This window comes from Streptomyces sp. NPDC048415 (assembly GCF_040651675.1).
Taxonomy (GTDB): Bacteria; Actinomycetota; Actinomycetes; order Streptomycetales; family Streptomycetaceae; genus Streptomyces.
This window is the reverse complement of the sequence record NZ_JBEZKJ010000055.1, coordinates 49,948-56,477: the sequence shown is the minus strand read 5'-3', so window position 1 is coordinate 56,477 and position 6,530 is coordinate 49,948. Positions and strand designations below refer to the sequence as shown.

The 6,530-nt window shown below is 70.9% G+C and carries 10 protein-coding genes; 2 read left to right on the top strand and 8 right to left on the bottom strand.

What is annotated here, in order from left to right; genetic code table 11:
- Positions 1-148: 148 nt before the first annotated feature.
- The gene (locus AB0D27_RS29585) at positions 149-1,132 is read right to left on the bottom strand and encodes an asparaginase (protein ID WP_362514992.1); all 984 of its coding nucleotides are present in this window, start codon (positions 1,130-1,132) and stop codon (positions 149-151) included.
- A 178-nt stretch (positions 1,133-1,310) separates the two neighbouring features.
- On the bottom strand, positions 1,311-1,967 hold the full coding sequence (locus AB0D27_RS29580; protein ID WP_362514990.1) for an AmfC protein: 657 nt from the start codon (positions 1,965-1,967) through the stop codon (positions 1,311-1,313).
- Between the two features lie 173 nt (positions 1,968-2,140).
- Here AB0D27_RS29580 and dtd point away from each other — a divergent pair, with 173 nt between their 5' ends.
- Entirely contained in the window at positions 2,141-2,566 is a 426-nt protein-coding gene (dtd, locus tag AB0D27_RS29575; RefSeq protein ID WP_362514988.1) for a D-aminoacyl-tRNA deacylase, read from the top strand.
- Positions 2,567-2,608: 42 nt separating this feature from the next.
- Here the strand turns inward: dtd and AB0D27_RS29570 are convergent, their stop codons facing one another.
- The 4 genes from AB0D27_RS29570 to AB0D27_RS29555 all read right to left on the bottom strand — a co-directional run bounded on the left by AB0D27_RS29570 (position 2,609) and on the right by AB0D27_RS29555 (position 5,097).
- Entirely contained in the window at positions 2,609-3,574 is a 966-nt protein-coding gene (locus AB0D27_RS29570; protein ID WP_362514987.1) for a folate-binding protein, read from the bottom strand.
- A gap of 10 nt (positions 3,575-3,584) precedes the next feature.
- Entirely contained in the window at positions 3,585-4,022 is a 438-nt protein-coding gene (locus AB0D27_RS29565) for a transcriptional repressor (protein ID WP_362514985.1), read from the bottom strand.
- Positions 4,023-4,065: 43 nt separating this feature from the next.
- A complete protein-coding gene (locus AB0D27_RS29560) occupies positions 4,066-4,641 on the bottom strand; it encodes an FABP family protein (RefSeq protein WP_362514984.1) in 576 nt (191 codons plus the stop codon).
- A gap of 225 nt (positions 4,642-4,866) precedes the next feature.
- Complete coding sequence (locus AB0D27_RS29555) at positions 4,867-5,097, bottom strand: hypothetical protein (protein WP_362514998.1); 231 nt, start codon at positions 5,095-5,097, stop codon at positions 4,867-4,869.
- 6 nt (positions 5,098-5,103) lie between these two features.
- On the opposite strand from AB0D27_RS29555, the gene AB0D27_RS29550 reads away from it, so the two are divergent.
- On the top strand, positions 5,104-5,466 hold the full coding sequence (locus AB0D27_RS29550) for a DsrE family protein (RefSeq protein ID WP_362514982.1): 363 nt from the start codon (positions 5,104-5,106) through the stop codon (positions 5,464-5,466).
- On the opposite strand, the gene AB0D27_RS29545 is transcribed toward AB0D27_RS29550, so the two are convergent.
- Entirely contained in the window at positions 5,460-5,864 is a 405-nt protein-coding gene (locus AB0D27_RS29545) for a VOC family protein (protein ID WP_362514981.1), read from the bottom strand. The genes AB0D27_RS29550 and AB0D27_RS29545 overlap by 7 nt on opposite strands.
- A gap of 10 nt (positions 5,865-5,874) precedes the next feature.
- Entirely contained in the window at positions 5,875-6,135 is a 261-nt protein-coding gene (locus tag AB0D27_RS29540; protein WP_362514979.1) for a DUF3099 domain-containing protein, read from the bottom strand.
- Positions 6,136-6,530 lie beyond the last annotated feature (395 nt).

Here is a 6,530-nt window from a genome sequence, read left to right as displayed (position 1 = left end):
CCCACCGGGCCCCTCGTTGGGGGGCTCCGCCCCAAACCCCCCGTACTTCACTCGCCGTCGGGGTTGTTCATTGCTCGGGGGGGTCCGGGGGGCGGAGCCCCCCAGGTACGGACGGGTAGGGGCGAAGGGAGGCGAAAAACGCCTGTTCTCAGAACGTCGGGCGGATCTCCCCGACCTCCTGGCCGCCGCCCAGCAGCGGCGCCCGCCCGATCCGCGACACCACTGGCGCGTCCACGCCCAGCAGGGCCAGCGCGCGGGCCAGCACAGGCCCCAACGCCCGCCCCCCGCCGTCGTCGATCTTGAAGGCGAGGGCCCGGCCGTCCGGGAGGGCGACGGCCTGCACGGCCTCCGCGCCCATCTTGGACAGGGCGCCCGGGACCTCGCGCATCAGCCAGGTGTCAGGACGGCGCGTACCGGCGACGTACTCGGGGTGCGCGCGCATCGCGTCGGCGACGCGCCGCTCGGCGGACCCGGGCGCCGCGAGGACGAAGGAGCGGAAGGCGCGTGCGAGGCCGGTGAGGCTGATGGCCATCAGCGGCGCCCCACAACCGTCCGTGCCGACGGCGGCGACCGGCTCCCCGGCCGCCTCCTCGACCACGGAGTGGATCAGCTGCTGGAGGGGGTGCCCAGGGTCGAGGTACGACTCCGTGGGCCAGCCCCGCAGCGCGCACACCGCGAGCATCGCCGCGTGCTTGCCGGAGCAGTTCATGGTGACCCGGTCGCGTACGGCGCCCGAGGCGAGGTAGGTCTCGGCCTCGGCCACGTCGAGCGGAAGATCCGCAGGGCACTGCAACTGCGCCGCCGTCAGCCCGTACTCGCCCAGCATCTTCTGGACGAGGTCGCGGTGGAAGCCCTCCCCGGAGTGGCTCGCGGCGGCGAGGGCGAGCCGCTCCCCGGCCAGGTCCAGCCCGGCGCGCAGCACACCGGCCGCCTGCATGGGCTTGTTCGACGAGCGCGGGAAGACCGCCGCCGCCACCTCCCCGAGCGCCAGCTCGACCGACCCGTCCGAGGCCAGCAGCACCAGGCTGCCGCGATGACGTCCCTCGACGAAGCCGGAACGTACGACCTCGGCGAGGACAGGAGGTACGCCGGGTATCGGCGAGCCTGCGGGCGTGGCGGGAGAGACGGACATCGGCGGTGGCCTTCCGGGACGGGGACCCACTCGGAGGGCGCCACCCGGGCCGTCCCGGAGCGCCCCCCATGTCCACGGGGCCACGGAACCGGGCCGGGGCCGGCCCGGCTGCCGGGCTCCCGGCCCCGCGGGGCCGTCGTGGCCGCCGCGCGGCCCCGGGATCGCCGGGGCCGCCGCGTCACATGAGCAGGTCGTCTACTTGTGCTTCGCCTTCACGGTACCTGCGGGCGATCTCGGCGCTGCAATCGTCGGCCGTGCGCTGCAGCTGCTGACGCCGCCGGGACACCTGCTGCTCGTACCGGACGAGCCGTCCCATTCCCGCGCCCAGCTCGTCGTCCGTGCGGGCCTCGAGGTCGGACAGCTGGACCTCGGAGAGCATGTCGGCGGCCAGTCGCCGGTACTCCTCGCCGTGCGGTGTGCCCACCGTCACATGGCGGGCCGACGAACGGTGCCGGGCGGGCGCGTCCGTCAGGATCTCCGGGAGCCGTTCGACGACCGACGGCTCCACGGAGTCGGTGAGCGACGGCTGTCCGGTCGCGAGTGAGGGCAACCGCAGCCCTCCGCGGCGCGCCAGCTCCGCGCGCAGGATGTCGATACGTCCCTGGAGCAGCCGCCGCACATAGCTGAGGTCGGCCTCGTCGCGCTGGGCGTCCCGCCGCAGCGTGCGCAGTTCGGGCAGCCGTAGCAGGTCGAGGTCGTGCGGGGGCGGCTCGACCGCCAGCGGGCCGCTGTCGGTGCGCTGCACCGGCGGCCGGACCGTCACCCTCCCGGCCCGCACGCCCGTACGGGTCAATGACACGACTCCGGGCGGCTGCCCTGTACTCGGTGTGCTCATCTGCCTCTACCGTCCCCTCGACCGGCGCGGTCCACCCCACGTATGCACCGCAACACACCGCATCGTGCCACCCCAAGTGGCCGCTATGTGACCGAGTGCCCCCGATCGGCCCCAGATGGGGGGTTCGGGACCCCGGAAATCACGCGAAGGGCCCGCACGGCATGATGGTCGGCATGCGTGCGGTGGTGCAGAGGGTGGACGGCGCGAGCGTCGTCGTAGCGGGCGAGACGGTCGGCGAGATCAGCGGTGAGGGGCTGTGCGTCCTCGTCGGGGTCACGCACGACGACACCAAGGAGAAGGCGGCCCAACTCGCCCGAAAACTCTGGTCCCTCCGGATGCTGGCCGACGAGAAGTCCTGCTCGGACATCGACGCGCCGCTGCTCGTCATCAGCCAGTTCACCCTGTACGGCGACGCACGTAAGGGCCGCCGCCCCACCTGGAACGCCGCCGCCCCCGGCGAGGTGGCCGAGCCCCTGGTCGACGAGGTGGTCGCCCAACTCCGCGCCTTGGGCGCGACGGTGGCGACGGGCCGCTTCGGCGCCCAGATGCGCGTCTCGCTGACGAACGACGGCCCGTTCACGGTCCTCGTGGAGATGTAGGGGCCGCGTAGGGGACATAGGGGGTACAGAGGATGCAGGGCCCTATGGCTCGACCACGACCTCCTGCGCCGCCGCCGTCGAGTCCGCCATCAGCGGCGCGTCCAACGGCACGTTCCGCTTCACCAGCGCCAGCGCGATCGGGCCCAGCTCGTGATGGCGTACGGACGTCGTGATGAAACCGATCTTGCGGCCGTCCGGGCCCTCGTCCGCCAGACGCAGCTCCGTGCCGTGCGGCGGCAGATGGACCTCGCTTCCGTCGAGATGCAGGAAGACGAGGCGGCGCGGAGGCTTGCCCAGGTTCTGCACGCGAGCGACCGTCTCCTGGCCGCGGTAGCAGCCCTTCTGGAGATGCACCGCGGTGCCGATCCAGCCCAGCTCGTGCGGGATGGTGCGGTGGTCGGTCTCGAAGCCGAGGCGCGGGCGGTGGTGCTCGACGCGCAGCGCCTCGTAGGCCAGCAGCCCGGCCGCGGGTCCTGCCTTCTCGGCGTACGCCTCCAGCCCCGCACGCGGCAGGAACAGATCACGCCCGTACGGCGTCTCGCGTACGACGGCGCCCTCGGGGACCTCGGCGATGGAACCGGCCGGCAGGTGCACGACCGCGAAGTCGCCCGTCCGGTCGGCGACTTCGACGCGGTAGAAGAACTTCATCGATTCCAGGTACGCGATCAGCGCGTCCTGGGTGCCGGGTTCTGTGTGCATCCACACCGTCGTGCCGTCGTCGACGAGATACAGCGCGTGCTCGATGTGACCGTGCGCGGAGAGGATCAGCGCCTCGGTGGCGCGGCCCACCGGCAGGTCCGTGACGTGCTGGGTGAGCAGCAGATGCAGCCAGCTGAGCCGGTCGTCGCCGGTGACGGTGACGACGCCGCGGTGCGAGAGGTCCACGAAGCCGGTGCCGTCGGCGAGGGCGCGCTGCTCACGGAACAGGTCGCCGTAGTGGGCGGCGACGGCTTCGTCCACGCCCTCGGCGGGAACGGCGCCGGGCAGAGACAGGAGGGGACTCTTCATAGACCTAAGCCTACGACTTGATAGTTGAACTCTTGAGCGAACAATCCTTGCAGCGGCCGAAGATCGCGAAGTGCTTCATGTCCGTCTCGAAGCCGAACGTGTCCCGGAGCTTCGCGGTGAACTCGGCGGCGACCGAGACATCGGCCTCGATCACGTTCGTACAGTCGCGGCACACCAGATGGATGTGGTGGTGCCGGTCGGCGAGGTGGTACGTCGGCGCGCCGTGCCCCAGGTGCGCATGGCTGACCAGGTCCAGCTCCTCCAGAAGCTCCAGGGTCCGGTAGACCGTGGAAATGTTGACCCCCGACGCGGTCTTCCTCACTTCCACGAGGATGTCGTCGGGGGTCGCGTGCTCCAGGGTGTCCACGGCTTCGAGGACAAGCTGACGCTGCGGCGTCAGCCGATAGCCGCGCTGCCTGAGGTCGCTCTTCCAGTCGGTGCTCACCACACTGGAAGTCTAGGACCATTCCCGGTGGTGCCGACCTGATGAACTACTTGAAGAAGGCGATCCCGTCGTCCGGCATGTCGTCCGGCAGGGCCTTGGCCCAGCGCTCGACGTCCTCCGGGGTGACGACCTTCTTCAGATGCGCGGACATGTAGGGGCGCAGTTCGACCTCGGGGGTCTGCTTCTCGCCGACCCACATGAGGTCGCTGTGCACGTACCCGTACAGGCGCTTGCCGCCGCTGTAGGGACCGGACGCGGCCGTGCGCGCCACGGTGTCCGTGACCAGGTCGATCTGTGGCTTCTTGTCGGCCAGGTCGCCGTACCAGATCTCGACGACGCCGTCGTCGCGGGTCATGACGACCTCGACCTTGCGGCCGGAGTCGATGCGCCAGAAACCGGACTCGGTCTCCAGCGGCCTGACCTTGTTCCCGTCCGCGTCGAGCACCCAGGTGTGCGAGTGGTACTCCAGGAAGTCCCGGCCGTCATGGGTGAAGGAGACCTCCTGCCCGAAGTTGCACTTCTCGGAGCCGGGGAAGTCGTGGACGCCTGCGCCGGCCCAGTCGCCGAGCAGGAAGGCGAGGGGGACGAGGTCCTTGTGGAGGTCGGACGGGATCTCGATCATGAGGTCGGCAGTTCCTTGACGGTGGTCAGCGCTGGCCCTGGTACAGCTTCTTCACGGTCAGCCCGGCGAAGGCGAGAACGCCGACGCAGACCAGGACCAGCAGGGTTTCGAAGAAGATCTCCACGGGGTGCTCCTCGGATGAGCGGGGTGGGCGGTACTAGAGCCGGGTCCCAGCTTAGTCGGCCGGGGCCCGGCGCTCTCCGTGAGGTACGCCTTGCCGGTGACTCAGCCGAGCGGCTGGCTCTGCAGGATCACCGTCCGCTGGAACGGGACCGCCGGCGCACCGCCCTCGCGGGACTGCACCACCAGTCCGAAGGTGCCCCCGGCGACCAGGTACGCCTGCCTGACCTGCTCGGCGCCGTACGGCTTGGCCGCGGCGTACGTGTAGCGGCTGACGTCGTCGACCTCGGCGGTGGTCGGTTTCGCGCGGGCGGTGATCACGATTCGGACTACCATTCGGGCATGGCGAAGAAGCTCGTGATCAAGGTGACGGCGGGGGCGGACGCCCCGGAACGCTGCTCGCAGGCGTTCACCGTGGCGGCGGTGGCGGTGGCCAGCGGCGTCGATGTGTCCCTCTGGCTGACCGGCGAGTCGTCGTGGTTCGCGCTGCCGGGCCGCGCCGCCGAGTTCGAGCTTCCGCACGCGGCGCCGCTGCCGGGCCTGATCGACTCGATCCTGGCGGCTGGGCGGATCACCCTGTGCACACAGTGCGCGGCCCGTCGCGAGATCACGGAGAAGGACGTCCTGGAGGGCGTACGCATCGCGGGCGCGCAGGTGTTCGTGCAGGAAGCGATGGCCGACGAGACGCAGGCGCTGGTCTACTGAGGCGTCCGACTCGGCCGGCGCGAGTGACGCGTGTGCACCCAGAGGCAGAAGGGGTGCCCCGCCGGGTCCAGGAGGACCCGTACGTCCTCCTGGGGCTGGTAGTCGGCGAGCGTGGCGCCCTCGGCCACGGCGCGGGCCGTCTCCTCGGCCAGATCGTCGACCTCGATGTCGAGGTGCAGCATCATCCGCTGGTCGCCGGGGCCGGCGGGCCAGACCGGCGGCGTGTAGAGCCGCTCCGTCTCGAAAGCGAGCGCGGTGCCGCCGTACGTCGGGCCGATGAGCACCCAGTCCGGCTCCTCCGCGCGCACCACGTACCCGAGTAGACGCCGGTAGAAGCCGGCCAGCCCATGCGCGTCAGGCGCATCGAACACCACGGTGGACAATCTCGTACGCCCCATGAGCGCCTTCTTACTGCCGCCGCTTCTTACCGTCCAGCTCATCCCACCACTCGTCGGACTTCGCGTCCCCGGACGGGTCGTCCCACCACCGGTCCTCGGGGCCGCGCCGGTTGGCGACCATCGCGGCGACCGGCGGAATCACCATCGCCACCACGCACATCCCGACAGCCACCGGGATCGACCAGATGCGCACGACTCCCCAGGCCAGGACGAAGAGGGCGATGCAGGTGCCCATCATGGCGAAGTACACGTGACGGCGTCGGGCGTACATACGTCAAGGGTAGGTCCGCGACACGGGATCGGTGCGGGCATCGGGCGTCGACGGCGCCGCACCCACGCAGACCCCCCGCCGAAGGCCGCCGGACGGAGTCCGGCGCAGCGCTGCGAAGCCTGCGAAGCAGTGCGAGCAGCGCGTCAAGGAGGGGTCACGTGACGGCGTCGGGCGTACATACGTCAAAGGACAGGTCCGCGACACCGGATCGGTGCGAGCATCCGGCGACGACGGCGCCGCACCCACACAGACCCCCCGCCGAAGGCCGCCGGACGGAGTCCGGCGCAGCGCTGCGAAGCCTGCGAAGCAGCGCGTCAAGGAGGGGGCACGTGCCGGCGTCGGGCGTACGTACGTCAAAGGACAGGTCCGCGACACCGGATCGGTGCGAGCATCCG

Bases quoted from the DNA above. Each gene is read 5' to 3' on its own strand.
- AB0D27_RS29585 (WP_362514992.1), bottom strand. From the start codon at position 1,132: ATGTCCGTCTCTCCCGCCACGCCCGCAGGCTCGCCGATACCCGGCGTA.
- AB0D27_RS29550 (WP_362514982.1), top strand. From the start codon at position 5,104: ATGGCGAAGAAGCTCGTGATCAAGGTGACGGCGGGGGCGGACGCCCCG.
- AB0D27_RS29560 (WP_362514984.1), bottom strand. From the start codon at position 4,641: ATGATCGAGATCCCGTCCGACCTCCACAAGGACCTCGTCCCCCTCGCC.
- dtd (WP_362514988.1), top strand. From the start codon at position 2,141: ATGCGTGCGGTGGTGCAGAGGGTGGACGGCGCGAGCGTCGTCGTAGCG.
- AB0D27_RS29570 (WP_362514987.1), bottom strand. From the start codon at position 3,574: ATGAAGAGTCCCCTCCTGTCTCTGCCCGGCGCCGTTCCCGCCGAGGGC.
- AB0D27_RS29540 (WP_362514979.1), bottom strand. From the start codon at position 6,135: ATGTACGCCCGACGCCGTCACGTGTACTTCGCCATGATGGGCACCTGC.
- AB0D27_RS29580 (WP_362514990.1), bottom strand. From the start codon at position 1,967: ATGAGCACACCGAGTACAGGGCAGCCGCCCGGAGTCGTGTCATTGACC.
- AB0D27_RS29545 (WP_362514981.1), bottom strand. From the start codon at position 5,864: ATGGGGCGTACGAGATTGTCCACCGTGGTGTTCGATGCGCCTGACGCG.
- AB0D27_RS29555 (WP_362514998.1), bottom strand. From the start codon at position 5,097: ATGGTAGTCCGAATCGTGATCACCGCCCGCGCGAAACCGACCACCGCC.